20 protein-coding genes are annotated in these 23,909 nt (G+C 68.7%); 11 read left to right on the top strand and 9 right to left on the bottom strand.

What is annotated here, in order from left to right; translation table 11 throughout:
• The first annotated feature begins 133 nt into the window (after positions 1-133).
• Complete coding sequence (locus tag DDQ50_RS01785; RefSeq protein ID WP_116755019.1) at positions 134-2,368, top strand: DEAD/DEAH box helicase; 2,235 nt, start codon at positions 134-136, stop codon at positions 2,366-2,368.
• A gap of 341 nt (positions 2,369-2,709) precedes the next feature.
• Here DDQ50_RS01785 and DDQ50_RS01780 read toward each other — a convergent pair whose 3' ends face one another.
• Genes DDQ50_RS01780 through DDQ50_RS01760 form a run of 5 tightly spaced genes read right to left on the bottom strand, consistent with a single transcriptional unit; the run spans position 2,710 to position 7,289 of the window.
• Positions 2,710-3,525: a siderophore-interacting protein gene (locus DDQ50_RS01780; RefSeq protein ID WP_116755018.1), complete on the bottom strand. Its 816-nt coding sequence runs from the start codon at positions 3,523-3,525 to the stop codon at positions 2,710-2,712.
• Positions 3,525-4,100, bottom strand: a complete 576-nt coding sequence (locus DDQ50_RS17155) for an ECF transporter S component (protein WP_165829658.1) — start codon at positions 4,098-4,100, stop codon at positions 3,525-3,527. The genes DDQ50_RS01780 and DDQ50_RS17155 overlap by 1 nt, the downstream gene beginning before the upstream one ends.
• Positions 4,097-4,711, bottom strand: a complete 615-nt coding sequence (locus DDQ50_RS01770) for an ECF transporter S component (protein ID WP_116755017.1) — start codon at positions 4,709-4,711, stop codon at positions 4,097-4,099. Before DDQ50_RS01770 ends, DDQ50_RS17155 begins: the two co-directional genes overlap by 4 nt.
• On the bottom strand, positions 4,708-5,550 hold the full coding sequence (locus tag DDQ50_RS01765; RefSeq protein ID WP_116755016.1) for an energy-coupling factor transporter transmembrane component T family protein: 843 nt from the start codon (positions 5,548-5,550) through the stop codon (positions 4,708-4,710). Before DDQ50_RS01765 ends, DDQ50_RS01770 begins: the two co-directional genes overlap by 4 nt.
• On the bottom strand, positions 5,547-7,289 hold the full coding sequence (locus tag DDQ50_RS01760; protein WP_240614196.1) for an ABC transporter ATP-binding protein: 1,743 nt from the start codon (positions 7,287-7,289) through the stop codon (positions 5,547-5,549). Before DDQ50_RS01760 ends, DDQ50_RS01765 begins: the two co-directional genes overlap by 4 nt.
• 140 nt (positions 7,290-7,429) lie before the next feature.
• Here DDQ50_RS01760 and DDQ50_RS01755 point away from each other — a divergent pair, with 140 nt between their 5' ends.
• Positions 7,430-8,254, top strand: coding sequence for an aldo/keto reductase (locus DDQ50_RS01755; protein WP_116755015.1), 825 nt, complete (start codon positions 7,430-7,432; stop codon positions 8,252-8,254).
• Positions 8,255-8,268: 14 nt separating this feature from the next.
• On the opposite strand, the gene DDQ50_RS01750 is transcribed toward DDQ50_RS01755, so the two are convergent.
• Positions 8,269-8,826 carry an ECF transporter S component gene (locus tag DDQ50_RS01750; RefSeq protein WP_116755014.1) on the bottom strand — a complete coding sequence of 186 codons (558 nt, stop codon included), beginning with the start codon at positions 8,824-8,826 and terminating at the stop codon, positions 8,269-8,271.
• A 111-nt stretch (positions 8,827-8,937) separates the two neighbouring features.
• On the opposite strand from DDQ50_RS01750, the gene recQ reads away from it, so the two are divergent.
• From recQ to ypfJ, 3 genes are all read left to right on the top strand, one after another.
• A complete protein-coding gene (recQ, locus tag DDQ50_RS01745) occupies positions 8,938-10,779 on the top strand; it encodes a DNA helicase RecQ (protein WP_116755013.1) in 1,842 nt (613 codons plus the stop codon).
• Between the two features lie 164 nt (positions 10,780-10,943).
• Positions 10,944-13,118 (top strand): RCC1 domain-containing protein, encoded by a 2,175-nt coding sequence (locus tag DDQ50_RS01740; protein WP_116755012.1) that lies wholly within the window; start codon positions 10,944-10,946, stop codon positions 13,116-13,118.
• A 52-nt stretch (positions 13,119-13,170) separates the two neighbouring features.
• Positions 13,171-14,058, top strand: a complete 888-nt coding sequence (gene ypfJ / locus DDQ50_RS01735; RefSeq protein ID WP_116755011.1) for a KPN_02809 family neutral zinc metallopeptidase — start codon at positions 13,171-13,173, stop codon at positions 14,056-14,058.
• 9 nt (positions 14,059-14,067) lie between these two features.
• Here ypfJ and DDQ50_RS01730 read toward each other — a convergent pair whose 3' ends face one another.
• Positions 14,068-15,927, bottom strand: a complete 1,860-nt coding sequence (locus DDQ50_RS01730) for a glycoside hydrolase family 15 protein (RefSeq protein WP_116755010.1) — start codon at positions 15,925-15,927, stop codon at positions 14,068-14,070.
• A 358-nt stretch (positions 15,928-16,285) separates the two neighbouring features.
• Here DDQ50_RS01730 and DDQ50_RS01725 point away from each other — a divergent pair, with 358 nt between their 5' ends.
• Together DDQ50_RS01725 and DDQ50_RS01720 are read left to right on the top strand one after the other, a co-directional pair.
• Positions 16,286-17,200, top strand: a complete 915-nt coding sequence (locus DDQ50_RS01725; protein ID WP_116755009.1) for a cation diffusion facilitator family transporter — start codon at positions 16,286-16,288, stop codon at positions 17,198-17,200.
• An 84-nt stretch (positions 17,201-17,284) separates the two neighbouring features.
• Entirely contained in the window at positions 17,285-18,295 is a 1,011-nt protein-coding gene (locus DDQ50_RS01720; RefSeq protein ID WP_116755008.1) for an LLM class flavin-dependent oxidoreductase, read from the top strand.
• Positions 18,296-18,304: 9 nt separating this feature from the next.
• Here DDQ50_RS01720 and DDQ50_RS01715 read toward each other — a convergent pair whose 3' ends face one another.
• Both DDQ50_RS01715 and DDQ50_RS01710 read right to left on the bottom strand, forming a co-directional pair.
• On the bottom strand, positions 18,305-19,414 hold the full coding sequence (locus DDQ50_RS01715) for an alcohol dehydrogenase catalytic domain-containing protein (RefSeq protein ID WP_116755007.1): 1,110 nt from the start codon (positions 19,412-19,414) through the stop codon (positions 18,305-18,307).
• A gap of 8 nt (positions 19,415-19,422) precedes the next feature.
• Complete coding sequence (locus tag DDQ50_RS01710; protein WP_116755006.1) at positions 19,423-20,778, bottom strand: MFS transporter; 1,356 nt, start codon at positions 20,776-20,778, stop codon at positions 19,423-19,425.
• Between the two features lie 158 nt (positions 20,779-20,936).
• Between DDQ50_RS01710 and DDQ50_RS01705 the strand changes: the two genes are divergently transcribed.
• The 4 genes from DDQ50_RS01705 to DDQ50_RS01690 are packed head-to-tail and all read left to right on the top strand — an operon-like array spanning position 20,937 to position 23,909.
• Complete coding sequence (locus tag DDQ50_RS01705; protein ID WP_116755005.1) at positions 20,937-21,701, top strand: IclR family transcriptional regulator; 765 nt, start codon at positions 20,937-20,939, stop codon at positions 21,699-21,701.
• Positions 21,698-22,573, top strand: coding sequence for an isocitrate lyase/PEP mutase family protein (locus DDQ50_RS01700; RefSeq protein WP_165829657.1), 876 nt, complete (start codon positions 21,698-21,700; stop codon positions 22,571-22,573). The genes DDQ50_RS01705 and DDQ50_RS01700 overlap by 4 nt, the downstream gene beginning before the upstream one ends.
• Positions 22,570-23,493 (top strand): DUF6282 family protein, encoded by a 924-nt coding sequence (locus tag DDQ50_RS01695; protein ID WP_116755003.1) that lies wholly within the window; start codon positions 22,570-22,572, stop codon positions 23,491-23,493. The genes DDQ50_RS01700 and DDQ50_RS01695 overlap by 4 nt, the downstream gene beginning before the upstream one ends.
• Complete coding sequence (locus tag DDQ50_RS01690; protein WP_116755002.1) at positions 23,490-23,909, top strand: carboxymuconolactone decarboxylase family protein; 420 nt, start codon at positions 23,490-23,492, stop codon at positions 23,907-23,909. The genes DDQ50_RS01695 and DDQ50_RS01690 overlap by 4 nt, the downstream gene beginning before the upstream one ends.

Raw genomic sequence — 23,909 nt, 5'->3', positions numbered from 1 at the left:
AGGGCACTGTGATCACGCAGGGCCGGTTCCGCCAGCGGATCGCTGGATCAACATCCGATTCGAATCCGGCCCGGCCGCCGATGTGCCCGGGATCATGCCGCCATTCTGCGGCCCTTTTCAGGAGCACTTCTTCATGCCTTCATTCAGTGGTAATTCCTCTCCCCGCCGCGGTGGCGCGGGCGCAGCGCGCGGCAGCAAGCCGAGCAGCGTCAGCCCCAAGCACCGCGGCTACCGTCCCGCGTCCGACGCGGCGCCCGCCAAGAACCGCTGGTCGAACGACGACCGCGCCGCTCGTGGACGCCCCGAGACGAACGACCGTCGCGAGCGTCGTCCCGACTGGACCCCGCCCGAGTCGCGTCCGAAGCGCCCCGGCGCCGCGGCCGGCGAAGAGCGCCGTGCACGTCAGGGTCAGAACGAGCGCTTCGGCGACCGTGACCGCAACCGCGCACCCCGCGACGACCGGTATTCGGGGGGTCGCAACAGCGCCTCCGCTCGTGACGACCGCTACTCCCGCAACGACCGCCCGCAGCGCGACGAGCGCCCGCAGCGCGACGAGCGCCCGCAGCGCGACGACCGCTACTCGCGCGACGACCGCGCCCCGCGCAGTGACCGTCCCTACTCGAACGACCGGAGCGACCGCGCTCCTCGTGGGGATCGCCCGTACTCGAACGACCGGAGCGATCGGGCTCCTCGTGGGGATCGTCCGTACTCGAATGACCGGAACGATCGGGCTCCTCGTGGGGACCGTCCGTACACCAACGACCGGAACGACCGTGCCCCTCGTGGGGACCGTCCGTACACCAACGACCGGAACGACCGTGCCCCTCGTGGAGACCGTCCGTACACCAACGACCGGAACGACCGTGCCCCTCGTGGAGACCGTCCGTACACGAACGATCGCAACGATCGCGCCCCCCGCGGCGACCGCTCCGCCCGCGCCTACGAGCCCGGCGCCCGCCCGACGCGTGACGGCCGTCCCGTCCGCGACGAGCGTCCCGCGCGCACTTTCGATCGCAACGACCGCGCTCCTCGTCACGAGCGTCCCGAGGGCGGCCGCTTCGAGCGCCCCCGTGCCGCAGAGGGGCGCAGCGTGAACTACGGCGAGTCCGAGTTCTACGGCCGCCCGAACCGCGACATGGCGAACGTCGAAGACGTCGTCCTCGAACGCCTCGAGGCGACCGCGACCGTCGCGTCAGAGGTCGAGGGCGTCACGTTCGGAGACCTGGGGCTCGGTTCGAACATCGTCCGCACCCTCGCGGAGCTCGGCGCCGAGTCGCCGTTCCCCATCCAGGCGGCGACGATCCCCGACGTGCTCAGCGGGCTCAACGTGCTCGGCCGTGGCCGCACCGGCTCCGGCAAGACCATCGCGTTCGGCGCGCCTCTCGTCGAGCGGCTCATGGAGAACGGCGGCGGCGCCAAGCGGGCCATGGGACGTGCACCCCGTGCGCTCATCCTCGCCCCGACCCGCGAGCTCGCCCTGCAGATCGACCGCACGGTGCAGCCCATCGCGCGCAGCGTCGGCCTGTTCACCACGCAGATCTACGGCGGCGTTCCCCAGGCCCGTCAGGTGGGTGCGCTCAACCGCGGTGTCGACATCATCATCGGCACGCCCGGCCGCATCGAGGACCTCGTCGAGCAGGGTCACCTCGACCTGTCCGAGGTCTCCGTCGTCGTCCTCGACGAGGCCGACCACATGTGCGACCTCGGATTCCTCGAGCCCGTGCAGCGCATCCTGCGTCTCACGCGTCCCGATGCGCAGCGCCTGCTGTTCTCGGCCACGCTCGACTCGGGTGTCGCATCGCTCGTCGAGGAGTTCCTGCCGAACCCGTCGGTCCACGAGGTCGCCGGCGAGGATCAGTCGAACTCCAACATCGATCATCGCCTGCTGCTCATCGACCAGGGCGACAAGGTCCGCCTCGTCGCCGAGCTCGCCGCGGGTCGCGGCAAGACCCTGGTCTTCGCCCGCACCCGTGCGTTCGCGGAGCAGCTGGCCGACGAGCTCAGCGACATGGGGGTTCCCGCGACGAGCCTGCACGGCGACCTGAACCAGGCCCGCCGGACCCGCAGCCTCGAGCGTCTGACGAGCGGCAAGGTCGACGTGCTCGTCGCCACCGACGTCGCCGCACGCGGAATCCACGTCGACGACATCGGACTCGTCATCCAGGCCGACATGCCCGAGGAGTACAAGACGTACCTGCACCGTGCCGGCCGCACCGGTCGCGCTGGCCACTCGGGGATCGTCGTCACCCTCATCGGCAAGAACCGTCGCCGCAAGATGGAGGAGCTGCTGAGCCGCGCCGAGATCAAGGCCGTCGCGACGACCGTCTCGCCCGGCGACAAGACGATCAAGGATCTCGTCGCACGCTGACGACTGACCTACCGAATCGAGGGGACCGGGCCGATGGCCCGGTCCCTTCGTCGTCGGTGGCCAGGCCGTGCTCCTACCGCCCGTCGAGCTCGTCATCGCGAGCGGGCGGGTGGATCCCCTTCGCTTCGCTGCGCTCAGCGGGCGGGGGCCTGCCGCCCGCAGAGCGAAGCGACGCGAAGGCCCACGGTCCGGGACGCCGCCGCCCGCCCGCTGAGCCCGTCGAAGCGCCTACCTGAAGCGGAGGCCCTTCGCGTCGCTGCGCTCTGCGGGCGGGCTCACGTTCGCCCGCCCCGCCCGCTGAGCGAAGCAAAGCGCAGGTCCGCCATGTCGCAGACCTCGAGCTAGTGTCCGGCCTTCCAATAGCCGCAGAACGTCATCTGCTCCTTCGGGAGCCCGCGCTCGCTGACGAAGTGCCGGCGCGCACCGGTTGCCAGCGACGACTCTCCGACCGCGAACGGATACAGGCCGTCGACGTCGAGCGCCAACTCCTCCACCCGCGCCAGAGCGGCCGACCCGGGATGCAGCCCCTCGGCCCTCTCGAGCACATGGAGCGTCATCCCGGCAGGCAGGGTCATCAACTCGGCATCCGCTCGATCGGCCACCTCGAGAACGGCATCGCCGACCGCATCCCGCGGGAGGGACTCGCCGATGGCGGCCAGTGCCGGCAGTCCTGTCTCGTCCGTGATGATCAGGTGCCGTCTCGTCGTCTCGTGCGGCACGTAGAGGATGCCCTCGTCGAGAAGTGCGACCTCGTCGCCGGGCTGCGCGCGGGCGGCCCATCCGGAGGCGAACCCTTCATCGCCGTGCAGCACGAAGTCGATGTCGAGCTCGGGAAGCGCACCGCCTTCGACCCCGTGTCGGTACGCCCGCGTCGTGTAGTTGCGGAGCGCGGGGCGCGAGGCTTTTGGGATGGCGAGGAACCGCGCATACCCGAGGAGCCCGCCCGGGTTCTTCGGCAGCTTCATATCGTTGTGGCCGGGCGCGGGCAGGAAGAGCCGGAACCACTGGTCGTACCCGAGGGGCGCGTAGCGCCGCAGCGCCTCGCCGGTGATCGTCACCCGCTGGAACGAGGGGCTGACCCGCTCGGTGCGCAGCACGTGGGCGTGCAGGATCACCTTCTCATCGGGCTCGACCCTGCGGGGGAGTCCGCGCGCCATCAGCGAACCGCCTCTGCACCCGGAGTCGCCGCTCTCGGGCGAGCGATCCCGCGGACGACGCCGGTGCGTTCGACCGCACGCGCCAACCACAGACCGAGCGCGACCGCGACGGCGACGCTCACCAGCAGGAGGGCGACGAAGGCGATCTGCACCCCCGCCGGGAAGGTGGGCAGATCGAGGCTGTTGAACGAGACGCCGGCGTAGAGCCCGCCGACGAGGAGAGCGGCGACGAAGAACAGCCACGGCCGCCAGTGCCGGTAGAGCGCGATCGCGAACGGCAGCTCCAACGCGATCCCGACCATGAGGCCGGTGATGATCGAGCGGGCGCCGTACGGAGTGAACGGGACCGTCACGAGGGACGCGAGCAGGGCGACGAGCACCCCGACCCCGGGGCGACGCAGCAGCGCGAGGCCGGTGATGACGGGCAGGATCCATACTCCGACGATCGCGGCGTAGAGCGGCGGCAGCGAGGCGGAGACGGCTGCGGCGACGTTGTTCGCGGGGATCAGCAGGACGCCCCCGGCCGCGCCGATGGCCGCACAGGTGAGCAGGTACCGGGTCGGGAAGCGGCTCACGACGTCGCACCACCGCTGCCGTAGGGCGACGCGGCGACTGGCGGCACCGGCCGGGCTACCGTGCGGCCGACTCCCGCGTGACGCAGACGTTTCGCGAGGAGCAGCGCGAGCCAGACGAAGAACAGAGACGCGATCGCCGAGGCGGCGTAGGCGGCGACGAGCAGCGCCGGGCTGCTCATGATGTCCGTTGCGACGAACCAGAGGGTCGAGAACGCGGTGAGGAGCACGGTGTACCCGACGTAGAACAGCCACGGCTTCCAGACGCGGTAGAGCGTGACGAGGAACGGCAGTTCGACGAGCACCGCCATCATGAGCGCGGTGGGGATCTGCGCGTATCCGAACGGGGTGAACGGGGCGTTCACGAGCCCGGCGAGCACCGCGATGAGGGCTCCCGCACCCGGGCGCTGGAGGAGGGCCAGCCCGATGATCGAGGGGAGGACCCACAAGCCGATCGTCACCCCGAAGAAGACGACGCCGACGGTCGCGAAGCCGACGCTCGCCCAGTTGAGGGCGATCGACAGCAGTCCGCCGGCGACACCGAGCACGGCGCAGGTCATGAGGAAGCGCGTGCTGGCGCGTCTCCGGGTCGGGGGCACGGCGTGAGAGGTCATCGGTCTCCGATCAGGGGAAGGAAATCGCGGGGGAGGGCGAGCAGGACGAGAGCGCTGACGATCCAGAACGCGGCGATGAACAGCCAGTCGCGGGTGCGGAACGGAACGAGGTGACGCTCGGTGCGGGTCGGGTGGGCGCCGAACGCGCGCGAATCCATCGAGAGTGCGACCCGCTCCGCGTGCCGGATCGCGCTCGCGAGGAGCGGCACCACATAGCCGAGGTAGCGCCGGAGCCCCGCGATCGGGCCGCGTCCACCTGCCATGCCGCGAACCCGATGGGCGGCGCGGATGATCTCGAGCTCGTGCGCGAACCGCGGCACGAACCGGTAGGCGGCGAGTGCGGTGTACCCGATCCGGTACGGCACGCGCAGCTGCTGGACGAGTGATCGGACCAGGTCGGGGCCGTCGGTCGTCAGGCCGCCCAGCAGGGCGAGGGCGGCGAGGGTCGTGAGCCTCAGCGCCGTGGAAGCGCCGATGTAGAGCGCACCGGTGTTGAACCGGTAGTCGGCGATCGTGAACAGGTTCGTCGTGTCCGCGGTACGGGCAGGATCGGTCCACAGCGCGAAGCTCAGGGTCAGGACGATCAGCGCCGCGGGGATGCCGAGGAGGATTCCGAGTGCTGCGCGTCGGGAGAGCTTCGCGCCGATGAGGATGAGAGCGAAGGTCAGGCCGAGGAAGATCGCGGGGGTGAGTGGATCGCGCACGAAGATCAACGCGATCATCGCGGGCAGCGGGGCCGCGATCTTGCTCAGCGGATTGAGCCGGTAGAGGAATCGGACGGGTCCGTAGTCCGGTCTCACGGCGAACGGGTCGATCATCGCCGTCGTCGCCGCGGTCATGGGGCGACCGGCAGGTCGGCCAGGCGGCTGACGGAGCGCCACTCGGGATGGTTCGCCAACGCCCGCATCGCACGCGTGAGCGGTGGTGGTCGGAGGCCGGCCCGCTCGATGAGGTCGCCCGCCAGCACGGTCGAGGTGGGGCCGGCGCCGAGCAGTCTCCCGCCGGAGAGGACCGCGACCCGATCCGCGTAGTCCGCGACGAGCTGGAGGTCGTGGGTGACCATGAGCACCGTCGTTCCCTCGTCGCGCAGCCGGGCGAGCACGTCGAGCAGCTCGGCAGCGTGCTCGCGGTCCTGCCCGAACGTCGGCTCGTCGAGCGCGAGCACCGGAGCGCCGGCGATGAGCGCGGTGCCGACCGAGAGCCTGCGCTTCTGCCCGCCCGAGAGGAGGAAGGGGTGCTGCGCTCGCAGCTCGGTCAGTCCGAACCGGGCGAGCATCCTGTCGACCCGATGCTCCACCTCGTCGGCGGGGATGCCTCTGATCCGCAGTCCGTGGGCGAGCTCGTCGGCGACGGAGGGCTCGAGGAACTGGTGCTCGGGGTTCTGGAAGACGAATCCGATGGTCGCCGCGAGCGTGCGGACGTCGGCCTTCGCCGGGTCGAGGCCGCCGACGGTCACGGTGCCGCGAGGGGGCGGGACCACACCCGCGATCGCCTGGAGGAGCGTCGTCTTGCCCGCTCCGTTGGTTCCGATGATCGCGAGCATCTCGCCGGCGGGCACCGACAGCTCAACGTCGTCGAGAAGTGTCGTGCCGCGCTTCACGACCGACAGCGACCTGACCTCGACCGCAGGTGCGCGGTGCTCGCCCTCGGGTCCGGGGAGACGAGGTGCGGGGAGTTCGGGCAGCGCGTCGAGTCCGGCCGTCAGCTCGCGCGCGGTGAGGGGAAGGGGGTCGAGATCCATTCCGGCAGCGCGGAGGTCGAGTGCGGCGAGGGTCGCGATCGGCAGCCAGACGCCGAGCGCCCGCACCTCGTCGACCCGGTGGCGGAGCACCTCGTCGACGGTTCCGGTGAGGGCGACCCTGCCGAGGCGGTCGAGGACCAGCACGCGGTCGACCAGATCGATCGCGGCGTCGAGGTTGTGCTCGATGAGCAGGACCGAGCGGCGATCGTCCCGCACGATCCGGCGCAGGACCGCGTAGACCTCGTCGATGCCGACGGGATCGAGGTTGGCGGTCGGCTCGTCGAGCACGAGCAGCGGCGACCCCATCGCCAGTGCGCAGGCGATGGCGAGGCGTTGGCGTCCGCCGCCGGAGAGGCGGTCGGGATTCTCGGACCGGCGCTCCCACAGTCCGACCTCGCGGAGGGCGCGTTCGGCTCGCGCGAGAACCTCGTCGGTGGGGACGAGGAGGTTCTCGGGGCCGAAGCTGACCTCGTCGAGCACCGTCCCGGTCACGATCTGTGCGTCGGGATCCTGGAAGACCATGCCGACCGTGCGGCTCGCCTCGGCGACGCTGATCTCGCGGGAGGATCGTCCGCCGATCAGCACCTCGCCCTCGAGGCTCGCGGGCACGGCATGTGGCACGAGTCCGTTGAGGGCGAGGGCGAGCGTCGACTTGCCCGACCCCGAGGGCCCGAGCACGAGGAGCACCTCACCGGGGTGAACGGCGAGGTCGACGGCCAGGGGAGTGGGTCGAGTCCCGCCCTCGTGGAGGATCGAGACGCCCACGGTGCTGAGCAGAGCGCTCGGCCTCGGGCGGTCGAGGTGCGGGTCGGAGGCAGGCGCGCTGGCTGCGGACAAGCGGCACCTCCGGGTCGGCGATCAGAGCGCAACTGAGCATAGCCTTACCTATCTTCGCGAGCCAAGGATGGCCGGCCGTCAGAGTGAGGCGAGCACGAGCATCCAGCGTCAGCGGCGGGGAGGAGTCGTACGGTGGAGGCATGCTCGCACTCTCCGACGGAACCCTCCTGCCCGACATCGGCTTCGGCACCTACCCGTTGAAGGGAGCGGAGGGCACCGGTGCCGTCCTGAGCGCCCTCGAGATCGGCTACCGCCTCATCGACACCGCCGTCAACTACGGCAATGAGGACGCTGTGGGGAGGGCGATCGCCCAGACCGACGTCGCGAGGGACGACATCGTCGTCACGACGAAGCTCCCGGGCCGCGACCACGGGTACGACGAGACGCTCGCCTCGTTCGACCGCTCGGCGGCCGCGCTGGGTCTCGACACCGTCGACCTCTATCTCATCCACTGGCCGAACCCCAGCGTCGGGAAGTTCGTCGAGACCTGGCGCGCGATGGTCGCTCTCCAGCAGCAGGGTCGCGTGAGGTCGATCGGGGTCTCGAACTTCACCGAGGAGTTCCTGCTCCGCATCGCCGATGCGACCGGCGTCATGCCGTCGGTGAACCAGGTCGAGTTGCACCCGTTCTTCCCGCAGGAGCAGCTGCGGGCCTTCCACGAGGAGCACGGGATCGTGACGGAGGCGTGGAGCCCGCTCGGCAAGGCCGCCCCCGTCAAGGAGGCGGAGCCGGTCGCCTCGGCTGCACGTGCGCACGGGGTGAGCGCGGCGCAGGTGATCCTCCGCTGGCATCAGCAGATCGGGTCGGTGCCGATCCCCAAGTCGGCGAACCCCGACCGTCAGCGGGAGAACTTCGAGCTCGGCGGGTTCACCCTCACCCATGACCAGGTCGCCGCGATCTCGTCTCTCGGGCGGGCGGACGGCCGACTCTTCGGGGGCGACCCGAACACGCACGAGGAGATGTGACGCATGCCGTCGCGCTAGGAGCGGGGTGCCGGCCTCCATGCCAGTGAGCGAGCAGCGCCGGTGCGCGCCACCCCGAGCGCGATGGCGTGCCCGATCGCGGTGAAGACGACCGGCGCGAGCACGGAGCTCAGTACGGCGACGAACTGGAGTCCGGGCGCCAGCGAGACGACGTCGAACGCGACGAGCACCACAGCGCTGAAGATCGCGCCGGCCACGACCGCGCCGAGGTAGAGGAGCCAGACCGGCCGCTTCCGGTAGCGGGTGATCGCGTACGGCAGCTCCTGCAGGGCTCCGATGAGGGCGGTCGCAGCGATCGCGCGCACCGAGATCGACGTGAAGGGCGAGACGACGACACCCGCGATCACCGCGGAGAGCAGTGCGACACCCGGACGGCGGAGGAGGACCATCGCAATGGCACCGGGCAGGAAGTAGACGCCGAGTGTCGCGCCGTAGAGGAACGGGGCCGCTGCGGCGACGGTTCCGCTGATCAGTCCCTCGAGCACGAAGACGAGCCCACCGGCCACGCCGATTGCGGCGCAGGTGAGCAGGATCGCTGTCGTCTGGCGCTGCATGCGCCAAGCCTAGGGTGCGCTCCGTCCCCTCCCCAGCGCATGACCGGGACCTTGGTCCCGCGTTCTCCATGCCGGCGCCGCGACGTCCGCGGCGGCGATTACCATGAGCGGATGGCTGCCCCGATCGCACTCGAAGCAGGCCTCGAGACTCTCCGTTCCACGTTCGGCTACGACGCGTTCCGCGGACAGCAGGGCGAGATCATCGACCAGGTTCTGGGCGGCGGCGACGCCATCGTCCTCATGCCGACCGGCGGCGGCAAGTCACTCTGCTACCAGATCCCCGCCCTCGCCCGACAGGGCACGGGAGTGGTCGTCTCGCCGCTCATCGCGCTCATGCACGACCAGGTGTCGGCACTCCGCGCGGTCGGTGCGCGGGCCGAGTTCCTCAACTCCACCCAGGACTCCGCCGAGCGCAGCCGCGTCGAGCAGGCGCTGCTCGCCGGCCAGGTCGACCTGCTCTACGTCGCGCCCGAGCGGCTCGCGCTCGAGAGCACCCGCCGGCTGCTCGACAACGTCCATAACGCGGGCGGTCTGTCGGTGGTCGCGATCGACGAGGCGCATTGCGTCGCGCAGTGGGGTCACGACTTCCGACCCGACTACCTGACTCTCGGCGACCTCGGTGAACGCTGGCCCGACGTGCCGCGCATCGCCCTCACGGCGACCGCGACCGAGGCGACCCATCGCGAACTCGCGATGCGGCTGCGGCTCGATGACGCGAAGCATTTCGTCTCGAGCTTCGACAGGCCCAACATCCAGTATCGAATCGTCCCGAAGGACGATCCGCGTCGGCAGCTGCTGTCGTTCATCAAGAACGAGCACGACGGCGACGCGGGCATCGTCTACGCCCTGTCGCGCAAGAGCGTCGAGCAGACCGCCGAGTTCCTCGCTGCGCAGGGCATCAAAGCCCTGCCCTATCACGCGGGTCTCGACGCACGCGTGCGCGCAGCCAACCAGAGCCGCTTTCTCCGCGACGACGGCATCGTCATGGTCGCCACGATCGCGTTCGGCATGGGCATCGACAAGCCCGATGTGCGCTTCGTCGCCCACATCGACCTGCCCAAGTCGGTCGAGGGCTACTACCAGGAGACGGGTCGCGCCGGGCGCGACGGCCTGCCCTCCACGGCGTGGCTCGCCTACGGGCTCAACGACGTGGTGCAGCAGCGTCGCATGATCGAGACGTCCGAGGGCGACGAGGCGCATCGCCGTCGCCTGTCCGCCAACCTCGACGCCATGCTCGCCCTCTGCGAGACGGTCGACTGCCGTCGTCGTCAAGTGCTCGCCTACTTCGGTCAGAACCTCGCCGAGCCCTGCGGCAACTGCGACACCTGCATCGAGAAGCCCGAGACGTGGGACGGCACGGTCCCCGCCCAGAAGCTCCTGTCCACCGTCGTGCGCCTGCAGCGCGAACGCGGCCAGCGTTTCGGCGGCGGCCAGATCATCGACATCCTCCGAGGCAAGACCACTCCACGCACCACGCAGCACGGTCACGACAAGCTCGCGACCTGGGGCATCGGCTCCGATCTCGCCGAGCAGCAGTGGCGCGGCGTCCTGCGCCAGCTCCTCGCCCAGGGGCTGCTGGCCGTCGCCGATGACGGGTACGGCACTCTCGTCCTCTCCGAGGGCAGCGCCGGGGTGCTGTCCGGATCGACGAAGGTCGAGCTGCGCAAGGAATCGCCGAAGGCCGCCCGGTCCGCCGGTTCGGGCAGTGCCCGTCGGGCGGTCGTCGATCTGCCGCCAGAGGCCCAACCCATGTTCGAGGAGCTGCGCGAGTGGCGGGCCGCCGAAGCCAAGGAGCAGGGCGTCCCCGCCTACGTCGTCTTCAACGATGCGTCGCTCCGCGAACTCGCGACCGTGCGTCCGACCACGCTCGATGGTCTCGCCGGCATCACCGGTGTCGGCCAGGCCAAGCTCGACCGCTACGGCGAGAAACTGCTCGAAGTCCTCACCTCCTGACTCAAGAATCGGCGTCCGACGCGCGTTCTGTTCGCTGAGCGAACCTTTCGCTTTCCGCGCAGGTGACAGCCGTGCGGCGGCCCCGTCAGACTCGTCCGAAAGCGGCTCGCCGTCCCTTCTCGGACGGTATTTCTGCGGCCGCCCGGGGGATACAGGGATTTTTCATGGCACGTTCTGTGCGTTTTCGTGGCCGCGCTCTCGCGGTCGGGCTCTTGGCACTCGTGCTGGGTATCGGAGGGGTCTCCGTCTCGATGACGGGCGCTTGGTTCACGGCGACCCGTTCGGCGAGCGCGACCGTGACCGGCGCCCTCCTGTCGCTCGGCAACATCGGCGACCGGGATCAGGCGTCGATCGCCGTGTCCGACGTCTACCCCATGACCGACGGCCAGGCCTCGTCCGCGGCGCGTTCCGAATGGGTCACGGTCCGCAACACCGGCACGATCCCGCTCGACTGGACGCTGTCGGTGGTGAATCCGAAGGCGGTGGCGCCTCTCACGGCGGCGCAGCTCGCGATGTTCCGGTTCCAGCTCTTCAGCGAGCAGGGCCAGCCGGTGACCTCCATCCTGCGGCTCGGCGACATGCCGGCGGCCGCGCTGCCCGGCTCGTTCCAGACTCAGGGCAGCGCCCTGGCAGCCGGTGGGCAGTCGAAGGTCGAACTGCGGATGTGGCTCGACACGGCCGCGGACGACCGCTTCCAGGGAGCGCAGGCGTCGTTCGACGTCGTCATCAACGCTCTTCAGAACGGCGCGGGCGGCATCACATCGCCGACCATGACGTTGACGGCGGAGAAGAGCGGCTCCCCGAGCGGCGTCTCGACCTCGCTCAAGTGGTCCGACATATCGGCCGCGCTCCGTTCGAACGGCGTCGCGGATTCGCCCGTCTACACGGTGGAGCGTTCGCAGCGCGGCGACTTCACCGACGCGACAACCGTCTACACCGGTGACCTCCTCGCCGCGTCGGACACCGACGGCGGCGTGCCCAGCTCAGTGGTGGGGATCTCCTCGCGCGACAGTGCGGAGTGCGCGGTCACGAATAAGGGAGAGGTCTACTGCTGGGGCTACGCCCTCGTACCTCGACTCGGTGATGGGACGTTCGTCTACAACGGGCGGCAGGCGCAGCCGACTCCGGTCCTCGCGACCGGAGAATTGACCGGTAAGCGAGCGGTGAGTGTTGTGACGGGTGGGGCGACGACCTGTGCGATCACGTCGGACCAGCGTCCGTACTGCTGGGGACGTTACCCCGGCGCCGGAAGCTCCGAGGCGGGTAAGCCGGTGGCGGTCAATATGAGCGCGCTCGGGTCCGATCGCGTCAAGCAGATCAGCGTGAGCGTCGCCAATGGAGCGAACTGTCTCCTGACGGTCAACGGCAAAGTTGCCTGCTGGGGATACGGGGTCTACGGAACGAACGGCTCAACAGACACGATCATGACTCCGCGCACGATCGACAACGGAGCGCTGCAGGGCAAGACCGTCGTCAGCATCGCGGGGAGTGGACAAGGATATTGCGCCCTCTCCAGTGACGACTCCATTGCCTGCTGGGGTCTCGAGGTCCAGGGATCCCTCGGTATCGGCTCGACCCCGTTCCCGAACAGAACCGGCGTGAACTCGGGTTACGGAAGCTGGGCTCCCATCGCGGTCGATAGTGGCTCCATCGCCGCGGGCACGCGGTTCACGGGGCTATCGGGCGGTGACGGCACGGTCTGTGCCAAGACGGACACCGGTGACTTCTACTGCTGGGGTCTCATGGGCGGCGGCATCGACTCGGCCGGACGGCCTGTAGCGAAGGATCGCCCCACTCTCCTCGCCACGCCGGGCCTCTCCAAGCCCGACTCGGTGTTCATGCGCGGTCCCGCGACGACCGACTTCCAATACGGCAGCATGTGCGCGCTGAAATCGGGCAGCGTCTACTGCTGGGGTTCGAATGTTGCCGGCTGGCTCGGACTCGGGCTGTCGACGGCGTCGCCTGTTCCCATCGTGAGCACCCCGACACGCGTGACGGGCGGAATCGTGGGCACCGGGCAGGTCGCTCAACTCGACGCGTACGGCTTCTCACCCTGTGCACTGATGACGGATGGCCGCGTCTCGTGCTGGGGCAGTAACTTCCGCGGCAGCATGGGCAACGGGTCGGTGCCGGTCTCGAATGACGGATCGGACTACAACGTGTCCTCGCCGGCCCCCGCCGCCATCTCGACCGGGTTCTCCGCAGCGTGCGCGACCGGTGCGCAGTCGGTGAACGGCAAGTGCACCCTCGTCACCGACGGGTCCTACACGTACCGGGTGCGTGCTGTCATCTCGAGGATCGGCTGGACCAGCCCCTGGGCGGTGGCCGCGCGCTCGTAGGCGGGGCGGAGTTCGCGCGCAGATCTCAGGTTGCGCCAGATACCGTCGCGTCATGACTTTCGACGATGATGCGCGCATCGATTCGAGCAAGGTGCGACGTCGCGGCCGGGGCCGCGGCGTCGCCATCGGCGCCGGAGGCGGCGGCATCGTCGTCATCGGCCTGTTCCTGCTCTCGCAGGTCCTCGGAGTCGACCTCACGGGCCTCGCGCCCGTCCTCGATGGTGGCGGGTCGGGGAGCGGCACCAGTCAGGAGTCGGAGGAGCTGACCGGCTGCTCGACCGGAGCGGACGCCAACGCCTCAGTCGACTGCCGCATGGCCGGGGCTGCGACCTCGTTGTCCGCGTTCTGGACTGTCGAGGCCGGGTCCGTCGGCGCCTCCTCCTACGTCGACCCCGACTTCTTCCTGTTCGATCAGAGCACCGACACCGGCTGCGGTCAGGCGACGAGCGCGGTCGGCCCGTTCTACTGCCCACCCGACACCGCGATCTACATCGACACCGCCTTCTACGACGACCTGCGCAGCAAGTACGGCTCCACGGGTGGCCCGCTCGCCGAGATGTACGTGGTCGCGCACGAGTGGGGGCACCACATCCAGAATCTGACCGGCGTGCTCGAACGGGCGCAGGACGGCCAGACCGGCCCCACCTCCAACGGAGTGCGGGTCGAACTCCAGGCCGACTGCTACGCGGGAGCGTGGGCCGCAGGCGCCTCGCGGGACGACGGCACGTACGGCGAAGCCCTGCTCGAACCGATCACCGACGCCCAGGTCGCCGACGCGCTGAGCGCAGCGGCCGCCGTCGGTGACGACCGCATCCAGGGCACCACGGCGAACTCGGAGACGTGGACGCACGGCTCCAGCGAATCCCGCCAGAAATGGTTCACCACCGGCTACAACGATGGCCCCACCGCCTGCGACACCTTCGCCGTCGCGACTCCCTGACGGGAGGCGTCACTGCTCGTCGGCGGTGTCCACGATGTCGGCGGCGGCGTTGACGAGAGCCAGGTGGCTGAGTCCCTGAGGCAGGTTGCCGAGGAAATCGTGCTCGTCGACGGAGATCATCTCGGAGTAGAGACCGACGTCGTTGGCCTGCGCGACGAGACGATCCATGAGGGCGATCGCCTCCTCTCGCCGCCCGACGCACGTCAGGGCGGAGACGACCCAGAACGCGCACGCCACGAAGGTGGCCTCCTCCTGGTCGACACCGCTGTAGCGGTAGACGAGGGTGCCGTCGCTCAATTCCTCGACGATGCGGTCGATGGTCCGCGACATGCGCTCGCCGCGGTCGAAGCCGCTCGGCGCGTGGAGAAGGACCGAGGCGTCGAGGGCGTCACCACCGGGGTACATCAGGTAGGCGCCCCGCTCCTCGGACCAGCTGTTCTCGTCGACCCAGTCGACGATGAGCTGCCGGTTCTTCTCCCAGGTCGCGCGCTGCTTCGTCGTCGGTGAGATGGCGCCGAGATCGGCGAGCCCGATCGCGGACTCGATGGCCTGCCAGCACCCCATCTTGCTGCTCGTGTAGTGCTGCTCCTCCTCGAGCTCCCACATACCCGCGTCCTTCTCCTCCCAGCGGATGCAGGCCTCGTCGGCGAAGGAGCACAACACGTCGCTCGTCGCCCGGTCGAGGATGTTGCCGCCCTGGGCGTAGCCGTTCATGATGGCCAGCATGTCGGCGAAGACGCCCAGCTGGAGCTGACCCGCAGCGGGATTGCCGTCGACGACCGGACCGATCCCGCGCCATCCGTCGGCCTTGATCTTGCGGGTGCCGTCGGGCAGGCTCCCGTCGAGCCGGAAGAAGATCTGCATCTCGCCGTCGTTCGCCTTGAGCGCTTTGAGCAGCCATGACACGGCGGCGTGAGGCTCCTCGCGCAGGCCGAAGCGCAGAAGAGCCCGGGTCGTGTACGCGAGGTCGCGCACCCAGGCGAACCGGTAGTCCCAGTTCTTATCGCCGTCGAGCGACTCGGGCAGACCGGCGGTGGCGGCGGCCATGATGGCGCCGGTGGGGGAGTAGATGAGGAGCTTGAGCGCGAGCGCGCTCCGGTGGACGGCGTCCGCCCAAGGGCCGTCCCAGTTGAACTCGCGCGACCAGGTCGCCCAGCTCTCGATGGTGCGGTCGACTCCCTCATCCACGATTCTCGGGTCGGGCAGGTGGATGGGCTCGTCGTCGGTGCCGACCAGGCAGAGGAGGTGGCGGGATCCCGCCGATGTGGTGAAGGCGCCGCGGAACTCCGGCGCGTCGAAGTCGCTTCCGGGACCGTCGTCGGGCGCATCGATGCGGCCGTGCTCGAACCCGACGAGCGCGATACCGATCGCCTGCGCACGGAGGAGGGGGCCGTGGGCGGTCTCGATCCGTTCGATCTTCTTCTCGCCGAAGAGGTCGCCGGGCACCACCGACCACATCATGTCGACCTCGCCCGAGATCCCGTCGATGCGGCGGGCCAGTTCGGCCCATGGGAGGCGACCGGCGACACCGGTGACGAGCGCATCGGTCACCTCGACGACCCCGTCGGCGGTGGTGAAACGGGTGCGCAGCACGTTCGTGCCGTCGACGTAGTCCCGCTGGGTGGTGAACGGGCCGGTGGGCCGCAGCTCGAGGTATCCGCCGCGCCTCTGATCGAGGAGGGCGGAGAAGAGGGGCGCCGTGTGCATGGCGGGGATGGGCAACCAGTCGATCCGCCCGTCGCGGGCGATGAGGGCGATGGTGCGGCCGTCGCCGATCGCGGCGTAGTCGCGAAGGTCGACGTATCCGTCGCGCCGGCTCTCGCTCACGTCGTCGATCTCGGTCTGGCCGTCTGCGGGGGTGGGGCCCATCGCTCAGGGTCCTCTCTGTCCATCGAACGCTAGAACCCTAATGATCAGACCCTGTACGAACCCCGCGCCCCCGCCCGTTGAGCCCGTCGCAACGAGCCTCCGCCTCGCCTCGCCCGTTGAGCCCGTCGAAACGAGCCTCGCCCCGCCCGTTGAGCCCGTCGAAACGAGCCTCGCCCCGCCCCGCCCGTTGAGCCCGTCGAAACGAGCCTCCTTCCCACCCCATCTGCACGGATCAGGACCGGTCGCACGGATCAGGTAAAAACCCCGATCCGGTCCTGATCCGCGCAGAAATCATCCTGATCCGCGCCGATCTCCTGATCGGTGCAACAAGGTGCCCGCGGAGGAGCAGAATCAATCGGTGAGCACATCTGGCGGCAATCGCGCGATCATCGCAGCACTCGGGGCCAACGTCGGGATCGCGATCACGAAGTTCATCGCCGCGTTCTTCTCGGGGTCGGCGTCGATGCTCGCGGAGGGTGTGCACTCTCTCGCCGACTCGGCCAACCAGGTGCTCCTGCTCATCGGCGGACGCCGTTCCCGTCGAGCGGCCGACGCGGAGCACCCATTCGGTTACGGCCGGTCCCGCTATGTGTACGCGTTCATCGTCTCCATCATCCTGTTCTCCGTCGGTGGCGTCTTCTCGCTGTACGAGGGCGTCGAGAAGCTCGCCGATCCCCACCCTCTCGAGAACGCCTGGCTTCCGGCGCTGGTCCTCGTGATCGCGATCGGTCTCGAGGGCTTCTCTCTGCGCACTGCCGTCAAGGAGTCGAACCACACGCGCGGGAACCAGTCCTGGTACCAGTTCATCCGCCGCGCGAAGGCGCCCGAGCTGCCTGTCGTCCTCCTCGAGGACTTCGCTGCTCTCATCGGTCTCGTCCTGGCGCTCGCCGGGGTCGGGCTCTCGGTGATCACCGGTGACGCGACCTGGGACGGCATCGGCACCATCGGGATCGGCGTCCTCCTCATCGCCGTGGCCGTCGTCCTCGGCATCGAGACCAGCAGCCTCCTCATCGGCGAGGGAGCGAGCACCGGGGACGTGAACAAGATCGTGGCGGCGATCACGAGCGGTGATGACGTCGACTCGATCATCCACATGAAGACCCTGTATCTCGGACCCGACGAGCTGCTCGTCGCCGCCAAGCTCGCGATGCCGGCGGCGAGGTCGCTCGACGAGGTGGCCGCGGCGATCAACGCCGTCGAGGAGCGGGTCAGGGCCGCGGTTCCCGCCGCGCGTGTGATCTACCTCGAACCCGACGTCCTGCAACGCGCCTGACTTCGGACGGCTGCCCGGTCTGAATGCCGGTGACTACACTCTCTTCGTGAAAGCGAAAATCGGTCCAGCAGGCGGTCCGGGGCGATGAAGGTCGGCCTCTTCCTCACCAACGAGCACCCGACGGGTTCGGACCTTTCCGCGGCATTCGACGACCAGTTGTGGTTCGCCGAGGCCGCGGCCTCAGGTGGATGGGAATCCCTTTTCACCGGTCAGCACTTCGTCAGTTCGGGGACTCAGCGAACGCAACCCATCCCGTTCCTGGCCAGGTTGGCGGCTGCCGCCCCCGGCCTCTCGCTGGGCACGGGAATCCACCTCTTCTCACTCGGCAACCCGGTCGCGATGGCGGAGGACTTCGCGAGCCTCGACGTCGTGAGCGGGGGGCGTGTCATCGCCGGGCTGGGCATCGGCTATCGGCCCGAGGAGTTCGCCGCCTTCGGCATCGACATGACTCAGCGAGCTCGCCGGTTCGAGCGCAATCTCGAGATCGCCCGCGAGCTCTGGTCGGGTCGACCAGTGACCGTTGATGAGGAGTGGTGCCGTCTCGATGAGGCGGTGATCGGAACACGACCGGTCCAGGACCCGCTACCCGTATGGATCGGGGGAACGGGGCCGCGCGCCATCGAGAGGGCCGGACGTCTCGCCGACGGCTGGATCATCAATCCCGCGGCCGACTCCGGCTCGCTCGCCGACCTCGCCCCCGGCTACCGGTCAGCCGCCCTGGCCGCGGGTCGGCCGAGTCATGTCGCGGCTTTCCGCGAGGTCTATTGCGCGGCGACGGACGAGCTCGCTCGGGAGACCGCCCTGCCGCATCTCGCCCGCAAGTACGCCGGATACAGCTCCTGGGGGCAGGAGCGCGGTCACGTCAGCGATCAGAGCCTGGCCGGACCCGTCGATGAGGTGGGGCGGGATCGGTTCATCGTGGGATCCCCCGAGACGGTGCTCGCGGGGTTGCGGAGCTTCCGCGACACCATCGGTGTGGACGAGTTCATCCTGCGCACCGACTGGCCGGGCATGCCGGTGGGCGACTCGCTGCGTTCGATGGACCTTCTAGCGAGAGAAGTCCTGCCGGTGCTCAGGGCGGACGCGGTCGTCTGAACCCGGCGCTCAGGTGTGGGGCGTGATGATCTGTCGCAGCGCCGTTCCTGCAGTCAGGTCATCCATCCCTTCGTTGACGCGGCTGAGCGGCACCCGTCCGGAGATCAGACGCTCGACCGGTAGTCGTCCGACCCGCCACATCTCGACGAAGCGCGGGATGTCGCGGGCGGGCACCGCTGAACCCAGGTAGCTTCCGACGATCGAGCGGGCTCCGGCGACGAGGTCGAGCGGCGCAATGGACGCCCGGGCGTCGGCCCGGGGAAGCCCCACCGTGACCGTGGTTCCACCAGGGCCGGTCAGTGCGACGGCGGTCTCGAAGGCTCGTGCACTGCCGGCCGCCTCGACCACCGCATCGCCGGTGATCCCCGCCGCAGAGGCGTCGTCGGGGGTGTGGACCGCATGGGCGCCGAGATCGGCCGCGATCCGCAGCTTGGCCGGGTTGGCATCGACCCCGATCACTTCGACATCGTCATGCGCCAACGCAACCAGGAGGGCAGCCATCCCGACCCCGCCCAGGCCGACGACGACGAGCCTGCTGCCTGCCTTGGGGCGGGCCGCATTGACGACTGCTCCGCCGCCCGTGAGCACCGCGCACCCCATCAGGGCCGCCACATCGTGCGGCACTCCGTCTCCGACGGGGACGAGTGAACTGCGGTGGAGGACGGCGTGGGTCGCGAAGCCGGAGACCCCGAGATGATGCGCGATCTCGGCCTGCTCGCGTCGGAGACGGCGGCCGCCGCCCAGGAGTTCCCCGGCGGCGTTCGACGCGCTGCCTCGGCTGCAGGGGACACGCCCGTCGGTACGGCATTCGGCGCATTCCCCGCAGCGTGGAAGGAAGCTCGCCACAACGGCGTCACCGGGGCGGAGGTCGGTTACGCCCTCACCGACCTCCTCGACGACGCCGGCGGCCTCGTGACCGAGCAGCATCGGGAGAGGCCTCGGCCGATCGCCGTTCACCACCGACAGGTCGGAGTGGCAGATGCCCGCAGCCTCGATCCGGATCATGACCTCATGAGGTCCAGGGGCGTCGAGGTGAACCTGGCAGACGGTCAGCGGTCTCGATGAACGGTAGGGCGCGGGTGCTCCCGACGTTTCGAGCACGGCGCCAGTGATGAGCATGGCGTCCCTCAGCGCTCCGCCGGGGAGACCGTCGACGGAGCCGCGCTGTCCTTGAGCTGCTGGCTCATGTCGCGCCCCTGCGTCTCCTTGAGGAGGGCCAGGCAGACGAGCGTCACGACAGTCGCGACTCCCATCATGACGATCACCGGGTAGTAGCTGCCGGCCGCGGTGACGAGCGCGGCGGCGACGAGCGGGGTCGGACCCGAGATGATCGCGCCCGAGAACTGGTAGCCGAGCGAGACTCCCGTGTAACGCGACTGCACATCGAAGGTCTCGGGGAGGAACGTCGACAGGACCGAGTGGAAGGGCGCGTGTCCGAAGACGAGCCCGATGCTCACCGCCAGCACGAGCAGGACCGGATTACCGGTGTCGACGAGCAGGAAGAACGGCCACATGAACACGCCGAGCACGAGGGCGCCGATGACGATGACCGGCCGTCGCCCGATCCGGTCCGACAGCGCGGCCCACAGGGGGATGGCGAGGAAGTCGAGGATCGCGCCGATGGTCAGGGCCACGAGCGTGTCGGCGCGTGAGAACCCCGCATTCTGGGTCGCGTAGGTGAGCGCATAGGTGCTGATGATGTAGAAACCGACGTTGAGGGCCGCCTGCACGAAGATGACAAGAACGACGCGACCGAACGCGTTGCGCAGCACATCGAGGATCGGCACCTTGAGCTGACGGCCCTCCTGCTGCAGCTTGCGGAACAGCGGTGACTCCGAGATCTTCAGGCGGATGATGAGGCCGATTGCGATCAGCACGATGCTGGCGAGGAACGGGATCCGCCAGCCCCACGCCTCGAACTGCTCGTCGGTCAAAGTCACGGAGAGCAGGTAGAGCACGAGGCTCGCCGCGATGAGCGCGATGGGCACGCCGGCCTGGGGCCAGCTGCCGTACAGACCCCGCCGCTTCGATGGCGCGTGCTCCACCGCCATGAGCACAGCGCCGCCCCATTCGCCTCCGACGGCGATGCCCTGGATGAGTCGGAGGGCCACGAGGATGATCGGGGCGGCGACACCGATCTGCTGATAGGTGGGCAGGAAGCCCACGACGACCGTTGCGATACCCATCATCAGGAGCGTGGTGATCAGCGCGGTCTTGCGGCCGATCCGGTCGCCGAAGTGGCCGAAGATGATCCCGCCAATGGGACGGGCGGCGAATCCGACCCCGAAGGTCGCGAGGCCCGCGAGGGTGCCCGTCACCGGATCCAGTTCGGGGAAGAACAGCTTGTTGAAGATGAGAGCTGCGGCCTGGCCGTAGATGAAGAAGTCGTACCATTCGACACTCGCGCCGACGAGGCTGGCGAGCGACACCCGTCGTGCCTCCTTGAGGTCGACTTGGGGTTCGGCAGTGGTGGTGTCGGTCATCGATCCTCCATTGGATTCAAGCGGACTCGGCGGGGAAATGGTTCACTCTGCGAACCGCGAATCCGGATGGCGAAATGGACTGTAGGGGTGACCATCGAGGCTGTCAATCCGAAATCGGAGATTGATTTGGTCACGTCGGGCACGTACCTTCGTGTTCCATGGAGCGAATCGAAGGTTCGGAGAGCGGATCAGATCTGCAGACCGTGGTGCGGGCGGGTGCCGTTCTGTTCGCCTTCGATCAGAACACTCCCGAACTCGGTCTGAGTCAGCTGGCCACGAAGCTCGGCTTGAGCAAGGCCGCCGTGCACCGCCTCGCGCAGACCCTGGTGAGCCTCGGTCTCCTCGAGCAGAACCCGACGACGCGCACGTACCGGCTCGGAGTCCGGCTGCTGCAGCTGGCTCATGTCGTCCAGTCGTCCCTCGACATCAGACACGAGGCCAGATCCCATCTGCGCGATCTGCGGGACTCGACCGGGGAGACCGTCTATCTGATGCTCCGCCGCGGAGACGGCGCCATCTGCGCGGACCGTATCGAGGGCTCGCATCCGATGCGAGACCTGTCAACCCCGCCGGGGACGACGGTCCCTCTCACGATAGGGGCCTCGGGTACGGCGATTCTGTCGACCCTCGACGATACCGAGGTAGAGGGGGCCGTGAGATCTCTCGATTCCAAGACCGCGGCTGATGTGATCGAGCGGGTCGACGCGGCTCGCGCACGGGGTTTCGCGATGACCCGGGGTGACATCTCCGAAGGTGTCGGGGCCATCGCGATGCCGCTCCTCGACGACCGAGGTGCGGTCGTCGGTGCGGTGAGCGTGGGAGGCCTGCTGTCGCGTGTCGAGGCCTCGCAGGTGGAACTCGCGGCTGCGGTGACGCGAACCGTTGTCGAAATCGCCGAGGCGATGGGATGGAAACAGGTATGACTCTGCGAAAGCTGCTCGCACAGGCTGACGGGCCCGTGGTTATCCCGGGTGTCGGGACCGCCCTCGAAGCACGAGCGGCCGAAGCCGCGGGCTTCGAGGCGATCTACGTGAGCGGATACGCCACAGCGGCCTGGCGGCACGCCGTCCCCGACATCGGGCTGATCGCGCTGGCCGAGATCCGGGAGGCGTTGGAAGCGGTCCGATCTGCGACGACAGTGCCGCTCCTCGTCGATGCCGACACGGGGTACGGTGACGTCAGCAACGTGGCGGACACCATTCATCGTCTCGAGGCGTCCGGAGCATCCGCCATTCAGGTCGAGGATCAGACCTGGCCCAAGAGGTGCGGCCACCTCACCGGGAAGTCGGTCGAGCCGATCGAGGTCGCGGTGCGCAAGGTGCGCGCTGCAGTCAGGGCGCGCCGCGATGACGCGACTCTGATCATCGCCCGCACCGATGCCCGGGCGACCCACGATCTCGACGAGGCCATCGAGCGCGCGCGTCGCTTCCACGCGGAGGGGGCTGATGCCCTGTTCATCGACGCGCCCGAGAGTCGCGAAGAGCTCGAGCGCATCGCCGCCGAGGTACCCGGCCTCAAGGTCGCCAACATGTCCGAATCCGGCCGCACTCCGTCGACGACTCGTGCGGAGTTTGCCGAGCTCGGCTTCGAGATCGTCCTCTACCCCACGTCGGCTCTTCGCATCGCATCTCGGATGTTCGTCGAATTCTTCGCAGATCTCGCGCGCGAAGGCGACTCCTCGTCGTGGTCGGGGAGGATCCAGTCGCTCGATGCGCTGAACGCCCTGGTCGGGCTCCGTGAGATCGAGGAGTTCGAGCGCGCAGTCCTAGCCGACGACGGTCCGATCCGAGCATGAGCGACTTCGACGACATCCTCGTGGGCGCGATCGACCTGCACCGCCACGGCTTCCCAGAGATCACCCGGGACTTCCGGACTCCTCTCGCGGACGCGGACGACATCGCGCTCTGCCGCGACGCGGGGATGACCGCTGTCGTGCTGAAGTCGCACACGTGGCCGACCATGGGCCGCGCGATCCTCCTCGAGCAGCTCGTGCAGGGCATTCGCGTCGTGGGAAGCGTGACATTGAATCCGATCGCAGGTGGGATGCGGCCCGAGGTGGTCGAGCTCGCAGCTCGCCAGGGAGCCGGGGTCGTGTACCTCCCGACGGTCGGTGCCCACAATGACGTCGAGCGGGGCGGCATCTCGCACACGATCGAGACCCAGCTCGGTCACTTCGACGCCCATTCGCTTCCATCGACGACGGTTCTCGACGACGAGGGTCGGCTGACTGGCGAGCTGAACGCTGTTCTCGACGTCATCGACGAGCACCGACTGATGGTCTACTCGGGCCATCTCGCGCCCCACGAGGTGCTCGCCATAGCCCGGGATGGACGCCTCGCCGATCGCTTCGTCTTCTCCCACCCCGACAGTCATTCGATCGGTGCCGATGACGCGACCATCGTCGAGATCGCACGGCTTGGGGGTTTCATCGAGATCTGCGCCCTCGGCACGTATCCCCGGATCGGCCGAATCACGCCCGCCGGTCTCGCCCGCATCGTCGGTCTCGTCGGTGCAGAGCGTTGCGTGCTCACCACCGACTACTTCTTCGACTGGTGTCCCCCGTCGAGCATCATGCTGGCCGACCTGGCCCGCGATCTCGCCGCCGAGGGTATCTCGAGGGCTGAACTCGATCTCATGCTCCGCCGTAATCCCAGCCACCTGCTGGCGAACACGCTGACGACACCCATCCCCGCCCCAGAAGAGGAAACACCATGACGCAAACCACTGACCTGAACTCGCTGCTCGCGCAGATCAAGACCGATCGCGGCGTCGTCCACCCGAACCTCGCGATCTCAGCGCGTTTCGATCCTCCGCTGCTGGAGCAGTTCCATACGTCCTACATGCACGCCGTGCACCGTAATGAGACGCTGGATCGCAAGACGAAAGAGCTCATCATGCTCTCAGCCGATGCGGCGGTCTACTTCACCTACGGCTGCAAGTTCCACATCGGGGAGGCGCTCAGGCACGGGGCGACGGTGGAGGAGATCTCCGCCGCTCTCGAGCTCGTCGGACTGGTCGGCGGATTCCACGTTCCGATGATGGCGTTTCCGCTTCTCGCCGAAGTTCTCGACACCGACGAGTTCGCGCACATCCGACAGAGCTGGCCCGAGCCCCCGTCGACCGAGGGGTGA

This window comes from Amnibacterium flavum, assembly GCF_003097495.1.
GTDB classification, from domain to species: domain Bacteria; phylum Actinomycetota; class Actinomycetes; order Actinomycetales; family Microbacteriaceae; genus Naasia; species Naasia flava.
The sequence above is the reverse complement of the archived record's forward strand: the minus strand, read 5'-3'. Positions and strand labels throughout refer to the sequence as shown.